Here is a 19,801-nt window from a genome sequence, read left to right as displayed (position 1 = left end):
AGATGTATCGCGCAATGGGACAGCAAGCATGATCGCCTATGTCACCGTCGGAGCTGACGATATCACGCGTGCCAAACAGTTCTATTCTGCCTTCCTACCGGTCCTTGGTTATGGGCTATCGGAGGGACCTGAAGGTCTAAGCTATGCCCTGCCAGTGGAGCCGGGCCAGTCTCCTGCTCTGCCTGATTTCTACGTCAAACCGCCCTTCAATGGAGAGGCGGCCTCGGCTGGCAATGGCGCCATGGTGGCCTTTGAGGCGCGCAGCCAGGAACAGGTGCGCGCCCTCCACGCCGCCGCGCTGGCCGCAGGTGGCACTGATGAGGGGCCGCCAGGATTTCGCGCCGCCTATGGTCCCCGGTTCTTTGTCGGCTACTTGCGCGATCCACAAGGCAACAAGATAGCATTGTTTTCCAGCAACCCGAACGAGCCGGGACGAGACGGTTAGCCCAGGTCTTCAAGGGCGACAGGATCACAACCACTCGAAACAGGCAGCGCGCCATGCGCGGTGCCGGGCCCAACGGGATGAGAGCGGCGCAAGCAGATCGAAGACGGGCGGGAGCGCTCCCCCTCTAAGCCCCCTGCCCTGCCTTGATCAGCCGCGGCCGATATAGGGCATCTTGGTGGCCATCACCGTCATGAACTGCACATTGGCCTCCAGCGGCAATTCAGCCATATGCAGCACCGACCGCGCCGCATCCGCCACATCAAAGGTGTCCATCGGCGCGGCCTCGGGATTGGCCTCGGCATGGCGATGGGCCAGATCCTCTACCATTGGCGTACGTGCGTTGCCGATGTCGATCTGCCCGCAGGCGATATCAAAGGGCCGACCGTCCAGCGAGATGCTGCGCGTCAGCCCGGTGATCGCCGATTTGGTGGCCGCATAAGGCGCCGAGCCGGGACGCGGCACATGGGCAGCGATGGAGCCGTTGTTGATGATCCGTCCGCCCTGCGGTGCCTGATGGCGCATCTGCCGAAAGGCCGCCCGCGCCGCCAGGAACATGCCCGTGAGGTTCACATTGACCGAGGCATGCCAATCCTCCAGCGCGATCTCATCGATGGTGCCGGGCGGCGTGAAGATACCCGCGTTGTTGAACAGCACATCCAGCCGTCCGGCCTGCATGGCAAAGCTGTTGACCGCATGATCCACGGCAGTGGCGTCGGTCACGTCCGCAGGCAGCACATAGGCCCGGTCGTGCCCCAGCGCCACATCCGCCAGCTTGTCCGCGCGCCGGGCCAGCAGGCCCACGGTCCAGCCTTGGGTCAGGAACTGTTCGGCCACCGCCCGACCAATGCCAGAGCTGGCGCCGGTGATCAGGATTGTCTTGTTGCTCATAACGCGGTTTCCTCCTCTGCCTCGAGTGTCAGCGCCGCCACCGGTGCGGCGCGCAGATCGTCCACCCGGAGCGGCCCGGTGGGTTTGGCCAGCCGGTTGCGCACCACCCAGATCAGCCGCTCCTGCGCCCGGGTGATCGCCACATAGGCGAGCCGTTTCCACAGCGGCTGACCGGCCTCGACCCGGCCCATGCGCGCAGCGGCATAGATATCGGGGGCAAAGACCTGCGCGGTCTCCCATTGCGAACCCTGCGCCTTGTGAATGGTCACCGCCGCCCCATGCAGAAAGGTCGCCCCCATGCGCGCGGCAAAGGGGATGAAGGGCTCTTCCTCGTCCGGTTTTTCGATCTTCACGATGGAGGCAGCCGAGACCTGCGGATCCTCGGCGCCCATCACGTGCAGGCGGGAAAATCCGGGTTTGCGGCCGGGGCCGAGGTAAATCACCTGCGCGCCCTTGATCAGTCCGCGCGCCTCAAGATCAAGACGTTTCTTGCGGTGTTTCAGCGGCAGTTCGATACCGTCGCAGATCAGCGGTTCCCCTTCGATCAGCGCATCCTCGGGGGCGCCATGGACGCTGCGGAAGGCGTTGATCAGGCGGATCCGGGTGTTGTTACGCCAGACCAGCACCGGGGAGCGCGCCATCAGGTCGACCTCGACCCGCTGCCCCCAGACCACGCGCTCGTCGCGGCGGGCCGTGTCTTCGACCATACGTTCGAAATCTTCGAACCCAAGCTGCGGATCCGCCAGCGCATGAGCAAGGTCCAGAATGGGGTTATCGGCCTCTTGTCGGTGAATGCGGCTCAGCACCAGTTTGCGCGTCTCTGGCAGCCCGTCAAAAACCATGGCACCGGACTGGTTCACCGGCGCCAGCTGCGCCGGGTCTCCAAACAGCAACAGGGTCGGGAAAATCTCTTTGAGATCGCTGAACTGCCGGTCATCCAGCATCGAGGCTTCATCTACAAAGCCGATGTCCAGCGGGTCCTCGCGGCGTTTCCAGCCGGTGATGAAATCGGAGCCGCGCAGCCCTGCCGCCGCCAGCGCCCCGGGGATCGATTTGTTGCGCTCGTAAAAGGCCGCCGCGCGCGCCAGCGCCTCTTCGGTAAGACCTTCGATATCAGGCTCTTCGCCGTTTCCGGCCAACCATTCGGCGATGCGTTCGTATTCGGGATCGTAGACCGGCGTGTAGAGAATCCGGTGAATGGTGGTCGCGGGCACCCCGCGCAGCCGCAGCACGCTGGCTGCCTTGTTGGTGGGGGCCAGAATCGCAAGGGTGCGCTTGCCGCTTTTCTTGCGGCTTTCGTAATCGCCCGACACCACTTCGACGCCGACATCTTCCAGCGCCTTGTAAAGCTCGGCCAGCAGCAGAGTCTTGCCCGACCCCGCCTTGCCGATCACCGCCATCACACCGGCGTCGCCGCGCGGCGGGTGCAGCAGACCATCGTCCAGGTCCACCCCGGCCTGGTGCAAAAGCGCGGTCACGCTGTCAAAAGCGGCGGCCTGATCGTCGGAGAATTGAATAAGCGGCTTTGTCATGGCGCGACCCTACATCTGCGGGGTCGGCTGCACCAGATGCAACCGGCCCCGTGGCATGTGGGGTCGCAAGACAGCCCCGGGTCCTAGCCAGTCAGCGCCATCTGCTTCATCGGGTCGGCACCGCCAAAGGAGCGGTCGAACCACAGGCGCGACAGCTCGGGCGCGATGCCCGCGCGGCTGGCCACCATGTCATAGCTGTCCGGAGTGAACTCCCACAGACCGACGTTGATCTGGTCACGGCCTTCTCCCTCGGTGCCCAGAACCTCGGGGCTGGAGCCGATGGCGCGATAGATCCGGATCATCCGACGGTCAAAGACACCGACGAAATGGCGGATGCCGAAATTGCGCATGATCTCACCCCCGCCCAACATCAGCGCACCTGCCACCTTGGACGGCGCATTGCGCGACAGGCAGAACCGGGTGCATTCCCAGATTAGCGGGCTGGTGATCGGACTGCCGCCAGTGAGATGGCCAAAAATTTCATTCACCATCACGCGCCCGGTGGTCGGCAAAAACCGCATGGAGCCGCCATGGCTGCCATCCGGCATTTCCCAGATCACATAAAGCGGATCCAGCGCATCGTATTGATCGCGTTCCTGTCCGTTGGCATCGACGCTGACCTCCCAGCCCAGACGGGTGCGGAATTGGTCGGCGCGATCCTGAAACATGGAGCGGGCCAGTTCAGGATGTTTATGCAGGTCGTGTCCGTAGATATAGCGAAGCATTTTTTCGTCCCCTTTTGCTTGAAATGCAGGGGGAGCTTACGCCCAGAAGGCGATGCGCCAAAGACATTAACGAATTCATAAGATTGGATTTGAGCAGATTTTCGCGCCCGGATCAGACAACGATAAAGCCGCAGCTTAATGCGCGGGCAATTGCATGAGTCGTATTCAGCGCGCCGAGTTTAAATCGAGCACTTTCAATGTAAACGCGCAAGGTATGTTCCGAAATTGAAAGCGTTTGTGCGACCTGCGCACGGCTGTAACCAATTGCCAGCAGGGTCAGTGCATCAATTTCCCTTGGCGACAGGGTTTGGGCCTGTTCCGGGCCGCGATCAGGTTCGAATTCCAGCGCTTTGCGGTTGAAATAATGCGCCATCAGAATCAGTTCGCGGCTGTGGGCTTCGGTGAATTCTTCCCAGTCCTCATCTGAGCAATTGTGATTGACGGTAAAGAGCGCGAATTGCCCGTTGGGACCGCGAATCGGAATTGAATAACCCTGATTTCCGACCCCATGCGCCAGCGCGTCTTTCAGAAAAATACGCGCCGATTTGGTGGACCAGTCGAGCCGCTTCCAATCGACCGGATGAAACCGCTGATAACAACCAATGATGACCGGATCGGTCCGCAGATAGCCCTGCTCCAGATAGCGCTGGACCCAGACATCATCATAGGTGCCACAGCCGTATTGCTCGCCTGCGCTATCGACCCAGTGATAGACGATATGATCGATCTCAAAGGCATCCCGGACGCGCTCGGTGATCTTTTGCAGACCCTCAAGTGTCGTGGTGGCATCCAAGTCCTCCAGGATGCCGTCCAGATCTACCGTTTTCCCCATAGGATCGCGTACCGTTGTCATCAAGCTGAGGCGTGATCTCTGCATAAGCAATATCCAGCGCGATATCGAGCTGGTCGCCTAGCCTCCCCAGACCTTTTGCAGCGGCAACCTCTCTGAGGTCAACGAGAACGTCCAGAATCCATTCATTTTTTGCCATATCGGCCCCCCCTTGAGCCTATGTCACCCAAGGACAGCCTAATTTTGCGAGAATTTTTCGTATATTCGCAGATTTTCCTTCCCCAGAAATGGTGAGGAAAGCCCAGAGTAACATTCTGAAATTGTTATATTTTAAGATTCAGAAAACAAAAAAGAGCGAACCACTTGAAATGATTCGCTCTTCTGATTTTCAGCAATAGAAACCCGGCAGGGCGGGATTATTTGCCCGCTTCGAGAACGTCCTCAAGGGTGCGAAGACCGGTCTTGGGCGCCTGCACCAGAACCGACATATTGCCGGGCAGATGTTCGTTGCGCAGCATCTTCATATGCGCCTCAGGCAGGTCGTTCCAGGTGAACACTTCGGACATGCAGGGATCAAGACGACGCTCCAGCATCAGCTTGTTCGCGGAAGACGCCTGTTTCAGGTGGGCAAAGTGGCTGCCCTGCAGGCGCTTCTGGTGCATCCACATGTAGCGCACATCGAGCGTCAGGTTATAGCCGGTGGTGCCTGCACAGATCACCACCATGCCGCCTTTTTTGCAGACAAAGGTGGAGACCGGGAAGGTCGCCTCACCGGGGTGTTCGAACACCATGTCGACGTTCACGCCCTTGCCGGTGATTTCCCAGATCGCGGCGCCGAACTTGCGCGCTTCCTTGAACCAGGCGGCATATTCCGGGGTGTTGACCGTCGGCATCTGGCCCCAGCAGTTGAAGTCCTTGCGGTTCAGAACGCCCTTGGCACCCAGGCCCATGACGAACTCCCGCTTGCTCTCGTCCGAGATCACGCCGATGGCGTTGGCGCCGGCGGTGTTGATCAGCTGGATCGCGTAGGAGCCAAGACCACCCGACGCGCCCCAGACCAGAACGTTCTGGCCCGGCTTCAGGTCGTGCGGCTCGTGGCCGAACAGCATGCGGTAGGCGGTGGCCAGCGTCAGCGTGTAGCAGGCGCTTTCTTCCCAGGTCAGGTGCTTGGGGCGCGGCATCAGCTGCTGGGCCTGCACATTGGTGAACTGAGCAAAGGAGCCATCGGGAGTTTCATAGCCCCAGATACGCTGGCTCGGCGAATACATCGGGTCGCCGCCGTTGCATTCCTCGTCGTCGCCGTCGTCCTGGTTGCAGTGCACCACGACCTCGTCGCCGACTTTCCAGCGCTTCACCTTGGAACCAACCGCCCAGACGATACCCGCGGCATCGGAGCCGGCGATGTGATAGGGCGCCTTGTGACCGTCAAAGGGCGAGATCGGCTTGCCCAGCGCGGCCCAGACACCGTTGTAGTTGACGCCGGCGGCCATCACCAGGACCAGCACCTCGTGGCTGTCCAGCTCGGGCACATCCACCACTTCCTCGACCATGGCAGTGTTCGGCTCACCGTGGCGCTCCTTGCGGATGGTCCAGGCGTACATCTTCTTGGGGACGTAACCCATCGGAGGGATTTCGCCCATCTCATAGAGATCCTTCTCGGGCGCCTCGTAGGACAGAACGTCGGTCTGCGTGTCCAGAGCCATGATGGCCTCCTTCGTTAAAACGGTTTTGCCGCAATGCAGAATCGCGGGTCTACCTAGGGAATAAAAACGGCAAGGTAATAATGCAACCCCATTTGAGGTTGTTTTGTAATTTTATGACCTCGCAGACGCAGAAATTTCCTTGGCGCCTGCAGCATCCGTAGGCAGGGCCGCTGCAGGCAGCAGGTGACTAATGGAGTTGGCATAGTAGGTCAGCAGGTCCCGTTTGGCGGGCACCGGCACGAAACGCCCCTGTTCGGAGCGCAGGATGCCGCGCCGCACCAGGATCCGCAGCGCTGTTTCAACCGCATAGGACCGGCTGTCGCGGGGCAGATGGATATGGGAGAGCGGCATCCGCTCCAGCAGCGCCGCAAGCCGCTGTTCCAGCGCGCTGCGCGTCATTGCGCCTTCGGACAGCAGCAACGAGCAAACTGCGGGTACCGGCAGTACCGGTACAATATCACCGATCCGCTCCATCAACTCCTGCGACAGGGGTTCGGGAAGATCTGACGCCGTGACCGGCCCAGAAGGATCGGCAGCCTGCTGCGCGGCGGTGAATTCCGCAAGGCTCAAAGGGCGGCCAAAGTTCACCGCAGCATAGCCGAACCGGTGATAGCGCCCGGTCATCCACAGCCACAGCTGCCGCAGCATCCGCGCCATCACCACGCCGATACGAGCGCGGAACCGGCGCTCTCCGGCGCGCCCGGCCGAGGTCAGGATCTTGTCCTCCAGCACCCAGTCGTAATTCAGCCCCACCGGCACAAAGACCACATCCCGCCCCGGCCCGGCCGGGTCCCGCGCGTCGACAATGTATTTCAGCAGCCCAAGACGCGGCGGCGCCAGCGCGCCGTCCAGGCTAAGGCCGCCTTCGGGGAACATCGCCTGCGTAGCCCCGCCCTGCGTGGCAAGGCGTACATAGGTGGCCAGCACCCGGCGATAGAGTTCATTGCGGGATTTGCGACGGATGAAATAGGCCCCCATGGCCCGGATCAACCGCGACAGCGGCCAGACCCGCGCCCACTCCCCCACCGCATAAGACAGGGCCGAGCGCCGAGCTGCCAGATAGGTGATCAGCACGTAATCCATATTGCTGCGGTGGTTCATCACAAAAACCAGCGTTGCCTCTGGGTCGATGCGGCGCAGCGCCTCTTCGTCCTGATGGCCCAGACGCACCCGGTAGATCGCATTGGACAGCCAGCGCGTGACGCGAATGGCAAAGCTGAAATAGGTGAAGGCGGAAAAGGACGGAACGATCTCGCGCGCATAGCGCCGCGCCTCTTCAAAGGCGACGTTGTCGGGAATGCCTTCCGTCGCCGCGTGATCGGCCACCGCCTGCGCCACCTGCGGATCATAGATCAGCCGCTGGATCATGTCATAGCGCCGCGCCAGCCGGAATGGCTCGATCGGGCGCTCCAGTCGCTGGTTGAGCCGTGCCACCGCCCGTTCCAGCCGCCGCCGGAAGAACCAGCGCACGGATGGAAACAGGAAATGCGAGGCAAAGGTGACCGCAGCAAACAGCAGGATCAGCACAAACAGCCAAAGCGGAAGCTCTACGGTACTCGTCATGGCCCGACTGTGGCAGCAAAGGCCTGCACGGGCAATTGTAACGCAGGATCAGCACCTGACGCAGTGTTCGCCGCAACGCAGCGAATTGACATGGGTTTATTATTCCGCTTTACATCGCCACAGCGAAATAAAATTACCCACCACAGAATCGCGAGGCCCGCCCATGTCGCAGACGCAGAATGACCGCAAAGCCGATCGTCCCTGGCTGATCCGGACCTATGCCGGACACTCCACCGCCGAGGCCTCCAACGCGCTGTACCGCTCGAACCTGGCCAAGGGCCAGACCGGCCTGTCCGTCGCCTTCGACCTGCCGACCCAGACTGGCTATGACAGCGATCACGTGCTGGCGCGCGGCGAGGTGGGCAAGGTCGGTGTGCCGGTCAGCCACCTGGGCGACATGCGTACTCTCTTCGACCAGATCCCGCTGGAGCAGATGAACACCTCGATGACGATCAACGCGACCGCGCCCTGGCTGTTGTCGCTTTATATCGCCGTGGCCGAGGAACAGGGCGCTGACATCAGCAAGCTGCAAGGCACGGTACAAAACGATCTGATCAAGGAATACCTGTCGCGCGGCACCTATATCTGCCCGCCGAAACCCAGCCTCAAGATGATCGCGGATGTGGCCGAATACTGCTACACAAATGTGCCCAAGTGGAACCCGATGAACGTCTGCTCCTACCACCTGCAAGAGGCCGGCGCGACACCGGAGCAGGAGTTGGCCTTTGCACTGGCCACCGCACAGGCGGTTCTGGACGAGCTGCGCCCGCGTATCGCGCCCGAAGATTTCCCGGCGCTGGTGGGACGGATCTCGTTCTTTGTGAACGCAGGCATCCGGTTCGTCACCGAGATGTGCAAGATGCGTGCCTTTGTCGATCTCTGGGACGAGATCTGCGAAAAGCGCTATGGCGTCGACAACCCGAAATTCCGCCGCTTCCGCTATGGCGTGCAGGTGAACTCCCTTGGCCTGACCGAGCAGCAGCCGGAAAACAACGTCTACCGTATCCTGATCGAAATGCTGGCGGTGACGCTCTCGAAAAAGGCGCGCGCCCGCGCCGTGCAGCTGCCCGCCTGGAACGAAGCCCTTGGCCTGCCCCGCCCCTGGGATCAGCAGTGGTCGATGCGCATGCAGCAGATCCTGGCCTATGAGACCGACCTTCTGGAATACGAGGACCTTTTCGACGGCAACCCGGCGGTGGATCGCAAGGTCGAGGAACTGAAAGACGGCGCCCGCGCCGAGCTGGCTAACCTCGATTCCATGGGCGGCGCCGTTGCCTCGATTGAATACATGAAATCGCGTCTGGTGGATTCCAACGCCGAACGCCTGAACCGGATCGAGCGGAACGAGACCGTCGTGGTCGGCGTCAACCGCTGGACCGAGGGCGAGCCCTCGCCGCTGCAGACCGAAGATGGCGGCATCATGGTCGTCGACCCTGCCGTAGAGCAGCAGCAGATCGCCCGCCTCAACACCTGGCGCGCCGAACGTGACAATGCCGCCGTAGAGCAGGCGCTGGCCGCGCTGCGTCAGGCAGCCAAGGACGGCAGCAACATCATGGAACCCTCCATCGCGGCAGCCAAGGCAGGCGTCACCACCGGTGAATGGGCCGAGGAAATGCGCAAGGCCTATGGCACCTATCGCGGCCCGACCGGTGTCTCCGGCTCCCCCTCGAACAAGACCGAGGGTCTTGAAGACCTGCGCGATGCCGTCAACGCGGTCAGCGACCAGCTGGGGCGGCGGCTCAAGTTCGTGGTCGGCAAACCCGGCCTTGATGGTCACTCCAACGGCGCCGAGCAGATCGCCTTCCGCGCCCGCGACTGCGGCATGGACATCACCTATGACGGTATCCGCATGACGCCGCAGGAACTGGTGGCTCAGGCTCAGAAGGACGACGCCCATGTGATCGGCCTGTCGATCCTGTCCGGCAGCCACCTGCCACTGGTCGAGGACATGATGCAGCTGCTGCGCGATGCCGGACTGGATCACATTCCGGTGGTTGTCGGCGGTATTATTCCCGATGACGATGCCGAACGGTTGAAAAAAATGGGAGTGGCGCGGGTCTATACGCCAAAAGATTTCGAGCTAAATTCAATTATGAGCGACATTGTCGACCTCGCAAAACCACCCGCGATTGCATCTTAATGGGTTGATCACGATTTTTTTCCCAAAATGGGGAAAATTCCGCTAATATTTCCGGGTCAATATCGTCATATAGGGCCGCACGAAAAATCGGGTGTGGCCCTAACGATCCGGAGTATCACAATGAGCATTGATCTTTCTTCCATGTCGCGCAGCGAACTTGTTGAGCTGAAATCTCAAATTGATGCGGCAATTAAATCGGCAGAAATCCGCGAACGTCAGGAAGCCCTGAAAGCCGCCGAAGCCGCTGCTGCCAAATACGGTTTTGCTCTGGAAGAGATTACCGGTGGCAACCAGCGTGGCGGCGGTAAAAAACAAAAAGCGGCCGCCAAATACCGCAATCCGAACAATCCCGAAGAAACCTGGAGCGGCCGTGGCCGTAAACCGCACTGGGTGCATGCTGCCCTGACCGCCGGAATGGATATCTCGGATCTGGAAATCTGATCCTGACCGGACTGGAGAAACGCAGTGACAATCCATATTGGCGCCAAAAATGGCGAGATTGCCGAAACGGTTCTGATGCCCGGCGATCCTTATCGTGCGAAATGGGCGGCAGAAACCTTTTTACAGGACGCCTGTCTGGTAAATGACGTCCGGGGCATGCTGGGATTTACCGGCAGCTGGAACGGCAATCCGGTGACAATTCAGGGGAGCGGCATGGGAATGCCATCGCTTTCCATTTACGCAAATGAGCTGATCAGGGATTTTGGCGCCAAAACCCTGATCCGTATCGGCTCCTGCGGTGGCATGCAGAAAACGGTTGGACTGAGAGATGTCATCCTCGCGATGACGGCCACCACTGCCGGATCCCCCTCGGACACGATCTTCAAGGAGGTCAATTTCGCCCCTTGCGCTGACTGGTCGCTGCTGCAGGCCGCTGCGCGGGCCGCCGAGGCGCGTGATGTCACCACACACGTGGGCGGGATTTATTCTTCGGATACCTTCTATGACGAACGGCCCGACCTCAATGAACAGATGGTGCGTCACGGCATTCTGGGCGTCGAGATGGAAGCCGCCGAGCTCTACACCCTCGCGGCCCGCTATGGCTGCCGGGCGCTGGCGGTACTGACGGTGTCGGACCATCTGCAAACCGGCGAAGCGCTGCCGTCGGATCAGCGCGAGCGCAGCTTTGGCGATATGGTTGAAATCGCGCTGGAAGCCGCCTTCGCCTGAGACTGGCGTGGTCACGATCTCTAAGGAACATAAGAAAGGCAGCGGATCGCCTCCGCTGCCTTTTTTCATGTGCTTGCGTCAGGCGATGGCGCAGCGCGCGGCACGCGCGCTGCCGGGCCCAAGGCTTTTGCGGCCCCCGGCAGGGGGCTGCAAAGAGACGCGGGAGAGCCCGCTTTAGCGGCCGTGACTGCGGTCGTAGCCATTCACCGGCGGGCTGCTCCATCCCTCCAACGCGCCCGCAGCGGGGGCAAAAACCTCTACCAGCAGCGGATGGCACGCAGCGGTATCACTGGAATGCTCGGAGGAGCAATCCCCGCCGGGGCAGGCGCTGAGCGCCCCCAGCAGGTCTATCTCGGCAAAGAATTCCAGATAATCTCCGGGGCGGACCGGGCTGGCCTTCATGAAATACTGCCCGGTGTCGCGGGTGAAGCCGGTGCACATGAAAACGTTCAGCACGTCATGCACATGTGGTTCGGCCTCCACAAGGCTCACGCCCAGATGATCGGCCAGCGCCCGGGTCAGGTTGGAGTGGCAGCAATGGTGGTACTGGCTGCCCGCCAGCAGATTGCCAGTATAGGGATCACAGCGGGTGCCGATCACATCGTGCACAGATCCGCCATAGGCATCCATGCCGTACCACTCCAGCGTATCCTCGGTGATGGTGGCCATTGGGCGCAGATACGGGAAACTGGTCCACATGCGCTCCCCGCTGGTCAGGTGGGTGCCATGCAGGGCGCGGCTCTTGCCGGAATAGAAACGCTCGGACAGGTCATTGCGGTTCCACAGGTTGAGATCCCCCACCTGCGGCCCCTCGACCGAGGAGATGCGGAAGAAATGCCCGGCGGGCACTTCGAAACAAGCGGCATCGCGGGCCGGAACCAGCACCTCGCCGGTCTTCTCCGCGCCCTCGCGCGCCGCCCGGTAGAGCGGTAGATCCGGCACCGGCAGTGTTTCATTGGGATAGCAGATGACCGGTTTGACGGCCTTGCGGGCCTCGGCGTCTGCCGGGGCGGGATGATGGGTATGGGTCATGGTCGCAAGGGCTCCTCGTGTCTGGGTACCGTGTCTCCTCTTCCATTGCGCGCAGGACAGGCCTCGCCCGTGGTGGGGGCAAAGCCCCCGCCTTGGGGGCGGGCGGGGGCTGTCCGGCCTAAGGCCGAACAAGCGGTCGATCTGCGACGATGGGCGCGGTGTCCGGTTGTCGTTCTCTGCATTCAAAAAACCAAAGGCGTCCGGGTACAAGCCCCGAACGCCCTTGCGACCTTCAAATTTCCCTGATCATGGCCCGCGCCGGGGTCAGATCACCACCACATCCAGCGGCGGGAAGCCATTGAACCCGACCGAGGCATAGGTCGAGGTATAGGCGCCACAAGCATGGATCACCACGCGATCCCCTGCCTTGAGGCCAAGCGGCAGCTGGTAGGGCTGCTTTTCATAAAGCACATCCGCGCTGTCGCAGGAGGGCCCCGCCAGAACGCAAGGCCCAGTGCTCTCATGATCGCGGTCAGAGGTGATGCGATAGCGGATCGCCTCATCCATGGTTTCCGCCAGCCCCGAGAACTTTCCGATATCCAGATAAACCCAGCGGTGCAGATCTTCGTCGTGTTTTTTCGACACCAGCAGCACCTCGGCCACAATGGCGCCTGCCTCGGCCACCAGACCGCGGCCCGGCTCGGCCATCACCTCGGACGCATCGGGGAAACGTGCATCAACCTGCGCCATCACCGCGCGGGCATAGTCACTCGGCCCCATCACGGTATTGACGTAAGACGCCGGAAAACCGCCACCGATGTTCAGAAGGCGCATGGAATGGCCTGCATCTTTTGCGGCCTGCCAGACAACGTGGACCTGATCGAGAGTTGCACCCCACATCATCGGGTCACGTGTCTGCGATCCGACATGGAAGGACAGACCATCGGCCACGAGGCCCAGCGTGCGCGCACGATCCATCAGCGCCAACGCCATATCCGGGGTGCAGCCGAACTTGCGGCTGAGCGGCCAGTCCGCGCCGGTCGCATCCACCAGAAGACGCACACAGACATGGGCGCCGGGGGCGTGTTCGGCCAGTTTCTCCAGCTCCTCCACCGCATCGACAGCGAAATGACGGATGCCAATGCCATGGGCAAAGGCGATGTCAGCCGGGCGTTTGATGGTGTTGCCAAAGGTGATCTGATGCGGCGCGGCACCGGCGGCCAGGCACATCTCGATCTCGGCGCGGCTGGCCGCATCGAAGTTGGAACCCGAGCGCACGAGGCGGCGCAGCAGGGCAGCTTCGGGGTTGGCCTTGACCGCATAGTGGATGCGGGCGCGGCCCAGACCATTTGCCAGCGCCTGATACTGGCGCGACACTGCGGCGCCGTCGATCACAAGGGTCGGACGTGCGAAAGCGGTGTTCGCGATATGCTCGATGTGGCGTGCTGTAGGTACGACTTCACATTCGCGGGCGATTTGCCCGGTGACGTTTGCGTTCATGGTCATCTCCAAAAGACCCGGCCATCTATGACCGCTCACTTCAATCAGAGACGTTACCGTCGCTACGTAACCCTAGGGCTTTGAGCCCTTTCGACAGAGGCGCGTGCGTTGGCGTCTTAAGCGCGCATATCGGGCAAACCTTTGAGTCGTTCAAGTGGTTTTCTGCACGAGGCTGCGGATTTTTTCAGCGCCCCGAAAGCTGCACTGAATCGGCAACGCCCGGCCCTACCCTAGGGGTGCAACCCTCGCGTCAGAAACACGCCATCTGCCGCGTGTCCCGCGCCGCGTATCGCGTGGCGCTACGCCCAAGGGCGAAAGGCAGCCTCGGCTGCTGTGTCGTGCGCGGGAGGTCCCCCGGCGCCCCGATCAGCGCCCTCCCCTGCCCTGTCTTGCGGGGTTCAGGCATTGGCGCGGCGCCGCATCACCCGGCTGCACCGCACCGCAGAAGGTGCAGCGCCACTGGCCCTTGCTGCGCTCTGCGCGCCAGCGGCAGTTGCGGGTCAGCGAAGACGTGTTATGGCGCCAAATGAAATAGGCAAAGACACCGGCGAGAAGGATCAGCAGAAGAATGGGCATACGCGCTGTCTAGCGCCCTCCTGCAAGCCTATCAATCCGGCCTCAGCCAAGGTGCCCGGGTCAGGCTGCCTCGTAGTAAGGCGCGTAGGCGGCAACCGGCTGCTCTTCACGCGGCTGCGGCAGGGCAGCGGGGGTGAAATAGGCCCATGCCTGCTCCAGATCCTTGAGCGCTGCGGCGGCTTTGTCTTCGATGAGTTTGGCGGTCTGTGCGACGGTATTTTCCATGGAAACATGTCCTTGTGTTCAGGCTGCTTCCTCCCTTGGCCAGAACATATGCAAGGAACGCAGGCGTGAGCAGGCCGCTTTTGAGCAAAGTCGCCATGCAGAAATGACAAACCTTTGACCCAAGAAGACCTGGCGCAGCGGCAGCTCTGCCGCCCCACAAACGGGCCATCGCTGCACAGCCCGCACATCATCCGATCAGCAGATGCCCGGCCAGCCCAAGCGCAAAGCCTGCCACGGCCCCCAGAGACGGCGCCGAACTGCCCGCCTCATGCACTTTCGGAGCAATGTCCTGAAACAGCAGATACAGGATCCCGCCCGAGGCAAAGACCATGATCACGTCCAGGATATGCGACTGCTGTTCCAGCCAGATCAGCCCCACTGCGGCACAAAGCGGGCCAAGGGCTGCCAGGCCGACAAACAGCAGCAGCACGTGCCAGGCAGGACTGTCGCAACGCCAGATATCGCGGAATGCGGCAAAGCCTTCGGGCACGTTCTGCAAAAAGATCATCAGCGCCAGCAACAGCGCGGTGCCATCCTCCGCACTCAGCATGGCGCCAAGGGCCAGCGCCTCAGGCAGGAAATCCAGCAGCATGGCAAACAGCAGCGCAAGGCTGCCCTGCCCCCGGGACATGCCCTTGTCGATCCAGTAGAACGCGAGCCCGCCTGCCCCCAGCCAGAACAGGGCTTCCATCGGCGTCAGCATTCTTGTTCCCTCGGGGATAAGCACCAGCGCTACCGCGCTCAGCAGGGCGCCACCGCCAAAGGAGGTAACCCAGGACAGCACCGCTTTGTGAAGCTCTGCATCGCGGATGTTCTCGATCCACGCCAGCACACCACCAATCGGCAGCGCCAAGCCGGCAAAACCAGCCAGAACAAGGGCAGAGATGAAAGGATCCATGCCGGTGACTTAGACAGGTTTGGCAAAGCGCGGCAAGGAGGCGCGGCGCCCCCAGCCCAAAAGAAACCGCCGCGACGAGGGACTCGTCGCGGCGGATCAGATTTCAAAACCGTTATTGGGATCAGACGGCGCGTTCGACCATCATCTGCTTGATATGAGCAATCGCCTTGGCCGGGTTCAGGCCCTTCGGGCAGGTCTTGGCGCAGTTCATGATGCTGTGGCAGCGGTAAAGCTTGAAGGGGTCTTCCAGCTGATCCAGCCGCTCGCCAGTGGCTTCATCGCGGCTATCGATGATCCAGCGGTAGGCGTGCAGCAGCGCGGCCGGGCCGAGGTAGCGATCGCCGTTCCACCAGTAGCTCGGGCAGGAGGTCGAGCAGGAGGCGCACATCACGCATTCATACAGACCGTCGAGCTTCTTGCGGTCCTCGATGGACTGTTTCCATTCTTTTGCCGGGCGGTTGGTCTTGGTTTCCAGCCACGGCATGATCGAGGCATGCTGGGCGTAGAAGTGCGTCAGATCGGGAATAAGGTCTTTCACCACCGGCATATGCGGCAGCGGGTAGATCTTCACGTCGCCCTTCACCTCATCCAGGCCATAGATACAGGCCAGGGTGTTGATCCCGTCGATGTTCATCGCGCAGGAGCCACAGATGCCTTCGCGGCAGGAGCGGCGGAAGGTCAGCGTCGGATCGATCTCGTTCTTGATCTTGATCAGCGCGTCCAGAACCATGGGACCGCATTTGTCCATGTCCAGGAAATAGGTGTCGACCTGCGGGTTCTTGCCGTCATCCGGGTTCCAGCGATAGATCTGGAACTTGCGAACGTTGGTTGCGCCTTCAGGCTTGGGCCACGTCTTACCCGTGGTGATCTTGGAGTTTTTCGGAAGTGCGAATTCGACCATAGATCTGTCTCCTTGCTTAGCCGCCCATCGTCAGGGACCAAAGCGGTGCCTGCAGACAGGAGATCGGATGAACCGGCGCGGGGCGACCCTGCCGGAAAACGAGTGTTGCGCCCAAAAGGGCGTCAGCGTTGTTCTCTGCGGGGGCCATCATGCCAGCCCTCCGTTTGCCATCGGTGCCTTGGCCGCGATGCCGGACAGCACGGCAGCATCTGCGGGGAACAGGCGCGACAGCCGGTCAGTCAGCGCAGTATCGCGCGCCGCAAGGTGCAGCACCGCCTGATATTCCGCATCCCCGGCCATCTGGCGCCAGCGTTGATCGGTTTGCAGGTCTTCGGCGCTCTGCGCCTCTTTCTGGAAAGAGGAGCCACCGCCATAGCGCTGCACGGAGCCAAGGGTATTGTCGCGGGTCTCAAGACCCAGCTCCGCCAGCAGCGCGGCGCGATAGGCGTCCTCACCGCACCAACGATCATAGGAGATGCAGCTGATCGCCAGATCGCGGGCCTGTTCGACAAGTCCCAGCAGCCGGGTATAGGTGTCCATCGCGCGCAGCAGGATCGCATTGCGCCGCACCAGGCTGTAACCGGAATTGCCCTGCATCTTTTTCAGAAGCGAGGCAGACCAGTTGAGGAAACTGCGATAGATCACCACGTTGCGCGTCAAGAGCCCCTCGTCAAAGGGACCGGAGACCTGCCGCTCGCCGGTGAATTCCGCCGGAGAGGTATCCTCGTAGGACATCACCAGAAGCGCGCCATTGCCTGCAGTACCTGCAACCGAAGCCATATCACGCAGCGCCTTGTGCTGAGGTGCATGGGCCCCATCCACTTCGATCCCTCGAAAGGACCGGAACGGATCGCTGCCCGGCTTGCAATTGTTGAGGAACACCGACCGTCCGCCCGGCGCATTGCGTTGCATCCACCCCACGATGGCGTGGTTGCCCGAGCGGCGCATGCCGAACAGGCGCAGGGCAACGCCGGGGATAATCCCCAACTGCTGCCATGCAAAGACCGGTTGCGATGCGACAGAGGCCATCAGATGCCCCTCCCGTCACAGGCAATATCACAGGCCCGCATAGCCCCGCATGCAGGCAGGCGCCCCCCCGGAAGGGGACGCGCTGCGTGATGCAAGGGATATGCGACCAGAGGCATGGGTGCTCTGCCTCAGAAGGTCCGCGCTTTGGGCGCGATCCGCTTGAGGCTGATGCCGCCCTCGGCTTCGGTGCTGAGCGGATCCACGACCACCGGACGATAGCTGAGGTCAACCGAGTTGCCCTCGACGCGGGCAACCGAGTGGACGCGCCAGTTTTCATCGTCACGGGTGGTGAAATCCTCATGCGCGTGGGCGCCGCGGCTTTCCTTGCGGGCCTCTGCGCCAACAATGGTGGCCAGCGCGTTCGGCATCAGGTTGGTCAGCTCCAGCGTTTCCATCAGGTCAGAGTTCCAGACCAGCGAGCGGTCGGTAACCTTGAGGTCGCCCAGTTTCGCAGCGATGGCAGTCATCTTCTCAACGCCTTCGGCCATGGTTTCCGAGGTACGGAACACAGCTGCGTCGGATTGCATGGTGCGCTGCATTTCCAGACGCAGATCCGCGGTCGGGATGCCGCCACTCGCGTTGCGCAGCCCGTCAAAGCGGTCAAAGGCCTTGTCGATCTGGGACTGGTTCAGCACCGGGTTCGGCGCATCTGCATCCACCACCTTACCGGCGCGGATCGCAGCGGCGCGGCCGAACACGACGAGGTCGATCAGCGAGTTCGATCCCAGACGGTTGGCACCATGCACCGAGGCACAGCCCGCTTCGCCCACGGCCATCAGGCCCGGCACCACGGCGGTGGGATCTTCAGCGGTGGGGTTCAGCACTTCGCCCCAGTAGTTGGTCGGAATGCCGCCCATGTTGTAGTGCACCGTCGGCAGAACCGGGATCGGCTCCTTGGTGACATCGACACCGGCAAAGATCTTGGCGCTTTCCGAGATGCCCGGCAGACGTTCGGCCAGAGCCTCGGGCGGCAGATGCGACAGGTTCAGGTGAATGTGATCACCATGTTCGCCCACACCGCGGCCTTCGCGGATCTCCATGGTCATGGAGCGGGAGACATAGTCGCGCGGGGCAAGGTCCTTGTACTGGGGCGCGTAACGCTCCATGAACCGTTCGCCTTCGGAGTTGGTGAGATAGCCACCTTCGCCGCGCGCGCCTTCGGTGATCAGGCAGCCGGAGCCATAGATGCCGGTCGGGTGGAACTGCACGAATTCCATGTCCTGCAGCGGCAGACCCGCACGGGCCACCATGCCGCCACCGTCGCCGGTGCAGGTGTGGGCCGAGGTGGCGCTGAAGTAGGCACGGCCATAGCCGCCGGTGGCCAGCACGACCATCTTGGCGTTGAAGACATGCATGGTGCCGTCGTCGAGCTTCCAGCAGACAACGCCCTGGCACTGCCCGTCTTCGGACATGATCAGGTCGATGGCGAAATACTCGATGTAGAACTCGGCGTTGTTCTTGAGGCTCTGACCATAAAGCGTGTGCAGGATGGCGTGACCGGTCCGGTCAGCCGCAGCACAGGTCCGCTGCACGGCAGGGCCTTCACCGAATTCGGTGGTGTGACCACCAAACGGACGCTGGTAGATCTTGCCCTCTTCGGTACGCGAGAAGGGCACGCCATAGTGTTCCAGCTCGTAAACCGCCTTGGGCGCTTCGCGGGCGAGGTACTCCATCGCGTCAGTGTCACCCAGCCAGTCCGAGCCTTTGACGGTGTCATACATGTGCCACTGCCAGTGGTCCGGGCCCATGTTCGACAGCGAGGCGGCGATACCGCCCTGCGCCGCAACCGTGTGGGAGCGGGTCGGGAAAACCTTGGTTACACAGGCCGTGCGCAGCCCCTGTTCGGCCATGCCGAGAGTCGCGCGCAGACCGGCGCCGCCGGCACCCACCACGACCACGTCATAGTCATGTGTTTCGTATTCGTAAGCAGCCATTGGGAACCTCGGGGATTAAAGGGCCAGACGGACGAGGGCGTAAACCCCAGTCACGGCGACGGCGTAGGACAGGCAGGTCATCAGGATGATCGCCAGGCGGCCCTTGAAGCCGTGGACGTAATCCTCAAGCATGATCTGCGCACCCGATTTAAAGTGCATCATGCCGACCCAGATGGTCAGCGCGGCGATGATCGCCGGGAAGGGACGCGCGTAATAGGCGGTGATCTCTTCATAGGATCCGCCCAGCGCGCAGCCGAAGGTGAAGATGAACAGCGGCACCAGGATCAGCAGCGCGACCGAGCTGACCTGCATCGACCAATGATGCTCGGTTCCGGATTTCGCGGCGCCCATGCCAATGGCGCGCTTGCGGTCTGTAAGATATCGCATAGCTTTCTCTCTCCCTTGGCGTCAGACGATGATCAGGGTGATGGCGGTCAGGACGACCGACCCGATGACGACAACCCAGCCCAGTTTCTGCGCGGGTTCCAGATCCATCATCTTGCCGTTGTCCCAGAGCAGGTGACGCACACCGGCCAGCAGGTGATACCACATGCCCAGGACCGACAGGCTGAGGACCAGATCGCCGAACCAGCTGGTCAGCACTCCGTTGGCGATTGCGAAATATTCAGCAGAGGTCGCCGCAGCGAGGAACCACCAGACAACCAGCAATGCGGTCACGATCAGGGCGTTGCCTGTGATCCGCGTGAGGATCGAGGTGACAGAGGTGATCTGCGGGCGGTAAATCGACAGATGCGGCGAAAGCGGGCGATTGCCCCGATTTACATCGGCCATGTTGGCTCCTTTCCGGTT

At 61.7% G+C, this 19,801-nt stretch carries 20 protein-coding genes; 4 read left to right on the top strand and 16 right to left on the bottom strand.

The window, feature by feature from the left end; genetic code table 11:
* The first annotated feature begins 28 nt into the window (after positions 1-28).
* Positions 29-445: a VOC family protein gene (locus JL2886_RS13805; RefSeq protein ID WP_065272537.1), complete on the top strand. Its 417-nt coding sequence runs from the start codon at positions 29-31 to the stop codon at positions 443-445.
* Positions 446-592: 147 nt separating this feature from the next.
* On the opposite strand, the gene JL2886_RS13800 is transcribed toward JL2886_RS13805, so the two are convergent.
* The 6 genes from JL2886_RS13800 to JL2886_RS13775 form a co-directional block, all read right to left on the bottom strand.
* A complete protein-coding gene (locus JL2886_RS13800; protein WP_065272536.1) occupies positions 593-1,333 on the bottom strand; it encodes an SDR family oxidoreductase in 741 nt (246 codons plus the stop codon).
* The gene (locus JL2886_RS13795) at positions 1,330-2,865 is read right to left on the bottom strand and encodes an ATP-dependent DNA helicase (RefSeq protein WP_065272535.1); all 1,536 of its coding nucleotides are present in this window, start codon (positions 2,863-2,865) and stop codon (positions 1,330-1,332) included. Before JL2886_RS13795 ends, JL2886_RS13800 begins: the two co-directional genes overlap by 4 nt.
* An 83-nt stretch (positions 2,866-2,948) precedes the next feature.
* Positions 2,949-3,590, bottom strand: a complete 642-nt coding sequence (locus JL2886_RS13790) for an acyl-homoserine-lactone synthase (protein ID WP_065272534.1) — start codon at positions 3,588-3,590, stop codon at positions 2,949-2,951.
* A 112-nt stretch (positions 3,591-3,702) separates the two neighbouring features.
* The gene (locus tag JL2886_RS13785; protein WP_065272533.1) at positions 3,703-4,422 is read right to left on the bottom strand and encodes a helix-turn-helix transcriptional regulator; all 720 of its coding nucleotides are present in this window, start codon (positions 4,420-4,422) and stop codon (positions 3,703-3,705) included.
* 374 nt (positions 4,423-4,796) lie between these two features.
* Positions 4,797-6,083, bottom strand: coding sequence for a crotonyl-CoA carboxylase/reductase (ccrA, locus tag JL2886_RS13780; RefSeq protein WP_065272532.1), 1,287 nt, complete (start codon positions 6,081-6,083; stop codon positions 4,797-4,799).
* Positions 6,084-6,194: 111 nt separating this feature from the next.
* Complete coding sequence (locus JL2886_RS13775; protein WP_065272531.1) at positions 6,195-7,646, bottom strand: 1-acyl-sn-glycerol-3-phosphate acyltransferase; 1,452 nt, start codon at positions 7,644-7,646, stop codon at positions 6,195-6,197.
* Between the two features lie 163 nt (positions 7,647-7,809).
* Between JL2886_RS13775 and JL2886_RS13770 the strand changes: the two genes are divergently transcribed.
* The 3 genes from JL2886_RS13770 to deoD all read left to right on the top strand — a co-directional run bounded on the left by JL2886_RS13770 (position 7,810) and on the right by deoD (position 10,956).
* Entirely contained in the window at positions 7,810-9,786 is a 1,977-nt protein-coding gene (locus tag JL2886_RS13770; RefSeq protein WP_065272530.1) for a protein meaA, read from the top strand.
* A 120-nt stretch (positions 9,787-9,906) separates the two neighbouring features.
* Positions 9,907-10,227 carry an H-NS family nucleoid-associated regulatory protein gene (locus JL2886_RS13765; protein WP_065272529.1) on the top strand — a complete coding sequence of 107 codons (321 nt, stop codon included), beginning with the start codon at positions 9,907-9,909 and terminating at the stop codon, positions 10,225-10,227.
* Between the two features lie 24 nt (positions 10,228-10,251).
* The gene (deoD, locus tag JL2886_RS13760; protein WP_065272528.1) at positions 10,252-10,956 is read left to right on the top strand and encodes a purine-nucleoside phosphorylase; all 705 of its coding nucleotides are present in this window, start codon (positions 10,252-10,254) and stop codon (positions 10,954-10,956) included.
* 174 nt (positions 10,957-11,130) lie between these two features.
* Here the strand turns inward: deoD and JL2886_RS13755 are convergent, their stop codons facing one another.
* The 10 genes from JL2886_RS13755 to sdhC all read right to left on the bottom strand — a co-directional run bounded on the left by JL2886_RS13755 (position 11,131) and on the right by sdhC (position 19,783).
* Positions 11,131-11,988: an urea carboxylase-associated family protein gene (locus JL2886_RS13755; protein WP_065272527.1), complete on the bottom strand. Its 858-nt coding sequence runs from the start codon at positions 11,986-11,988 to the stop codon at positions 11,131-11,133.
* Positions 11,989-12,252: 264 nt separating this feature from the next.
* Positions 12,253-13,434, bottom strand: coding sequence for a type III PLP-dependent enzyme (locus tag JL2886_RS13750; RefSeq protein WP_065272526.1), 1,182 nt, complete (start codon positions 13,432-13,434; stop codon positions 12,253-12,255).
* Positions 13,435-13,794: 360 nt separating this feature from the next.
* On the bottom strand, positions 13,795-14,004 hold the full coding sequence (locus tag JL2886_RS13745) for a hypothetical protein (RefSeq protein ID WP_065272525.1): 210 nt from the start codon (positions 14,002-14,004) through the stop codon (positions 13,795-13,797).
* 60 nt (positions 14,005-14,064) lie between these two features.
* The gene (locus JL2886_RS19485) at positions 14,065-14,229 is read right to left on the bottom strand and encodes a hypothetical protein (RefSeq protein WP_156767923.1); all 165 of its coding nucleotides are present in this window, start codon (positions 14,227-14,229) and stop codon (positions 14,065-14,067) included.
* A 187-nt stretch (positions 14,230-14,416) separates the two neighbouring features.
* Positions 14,417-15,127, bottom strand: a complete 711-nt coding sequence (locus tag JL2886_RS13740; RefSeq protein WP_065272524.1) for a ZIP family metal transporter — start codon at positions 15,125-15,127, stop codon at positions 14,417-14,419.
* A gap of 121 nt (positions 15,128-15,248) precedes the next feature.
* A complete protein-coding gene (locus JL2886_RS13735) occupies positions 15,249-16,028 on the bottom strand; it encodes a succinate dehydrogenase iron-sulfur subunit (protein WP_065272523.1) in 780 nt (259 codons plus the stop codon).
* Between the two features lie 147 nt (positions 16,029-16,175).
* The gene (locus JL2886_RS13730; protein ID WP_065272522.1) at positions 16,176-17,057 is read right to left on the bottom strand and encodes a hypothetical protein; all 882 of its coding nucleotides are present in this window, start codon (positions 17,055-17,057) and stop codon (positions 16,176-16,178) included.
* A gap of 128 nt (positions 17,058-17,185) precedes the next feature.
* Positions 17,186-18,991: a succinate dehydrogenase flavoprotein subunit gene (sdhA, locus tag JL2886_RS13725; RefSeq protein WP_065272521.1), complete on the bottom strand. Its 1,806-nt coding sequence runs from the start codon at positions 18,989-18,991 to the stop codon at positions 17,186-17,188.
* Positions 18,992-19,006: 15 nt separating this feature from the next.
* Positions 19,007-19,378 carry a succinate dehydrogenase, hydrophobic membrane anchor protein gene (gene sdhD, locus JL2886_RS13720; RefSeq protein ID WP_065272520.1) on the bottom strand — a complete coding sequence of 124 codons (372 nt, stop codon included), beginning with the start codon at positions 19,376-19,378 and terminating at the stop codon, positions 19,007-19,009.
* 21 nt (positions 19,379-19,399) lie between these two features.
* On the bottom strand, positions 19,400-19,783 hold the full coding sequence (gene sdhC, locus JL2886_RS13715; protein ID WP_065272519.1) for a succinate dehydrogenase, cytochrome b556 subunit: 384 nt from the start codon (positions 19,781-19,783) through the stop codon (positions 19,400-19,402).
* Positions 19,784-19,801 lie beyond the last annotated feature (18 nt).

The organism is Phaeobacter gallaeciensis (genome assembly GCF_001678945.1).
Lineage (GTDB): Bacteria > Pseudomonadota > Alphaproteobacteria > Rhodobacterales > Rhodobacteraceae > Phycobacter > Phycobacter gallaeciensis_A.
Note: the sequence above shows the minus strand (reverse complement) of the source record. Positions and strands in the feature narration are given on the sequence as shown.